Annotated in this window: 1 protein-coding gene; it reads right to left on the bottom strand. The window is 41.9% G+C overall.

The genetic code is table 11. The features are described from left to right. Positions 1-23 precede the first annotated feature (23 nt). Positions 24-721, bottom strand: a protein-coding gene (locus BCT11_RS00605; RefSeq protein ID WP_198593890.1) for an IS1 family transposase whose coding sequence is annotated in 2 segments (ribosomal slippage) — positions 24-472 and positions 472-721 — 699 coding nt in all. Because the reading frame shifts where the segments join, the coding sequence is not laid out codon by codon here. Positions 722-786 lie beyond the last annotated feature (65 nt).

The following is a 786-nucleotide window of genomic DNA, read 5'->3' on the forward strand; positions in this document are numbered from 1 at the left end:
GGTCGTGACTCAAATCGGTTGAATTACCAGTAGAATTCCCGTTCAATAAACGTCCCTATCACTTTGTCATGCATCTCTTCTGATTTTGAAAAGCCAATCGTTTTACGAACAAGGCGTTTCAATCTTGAGCGTAATGTCAGATTGGTTCGCTCAATTCGCTGCGTGAACCTTTTACCTACTACATGCTTCTCTCTTGGTAGCTCTTTCGTGTAGACACTGAAGTCATCGGTGAAAAAGAAACTGATATCGAATGGCTTTAGCAAAGCAAGTAGCGCTCGTAATGCATCCGTATTACGTTTACCAAATGCATGAGCAATGATGCGTTTATAACGTGGCTCCCATGCATACCAAAGCCATCGACGATTTTTCTTATTACCTACGAACGACCATTGCTCATCGACTTCACAAATCAGTGTTATGTTTGCTCTATCGAAAGGTATTGAGGTCACTTGTTTTGGCGAGAGTTTTTTAAAGTGCTCAATACCGTGTTGTACGCCACATTCAACACTCGTGCTGTTTCCCTAACGCCAGAGCTATTCATTGCCATATCGACAATTTTTTCTTTTACATTTGGCTTGCGGGCTTCGTAGACGTAATCGAGTTGAAAGCTCTTTCGGCACTCGATACATCTGAAACGAGGAAAACCAGAATGTCCCTTTCCATGTTTACGGACGGGCTCGGTTTTATGGCAGAAACGACATTGAACTTGAATAGTGGCCATGAATGAAAAAATTTCAGGAATCAGGTCTCTATATTAACACACATCAACCTATTTGAGTCATGACC

Origin of the sequence: Vibrio sp. 10N.222.52.B12 (assembly GCF_002875385.1) — a bacterium.
Taxonomy (GTDB): domain Bacteria; phylum Pseudomonadota; class Gammaproteobacteria; order Enterobacterales; family Vibrionaceae; genus Vibrio; species Vibrio jasicida.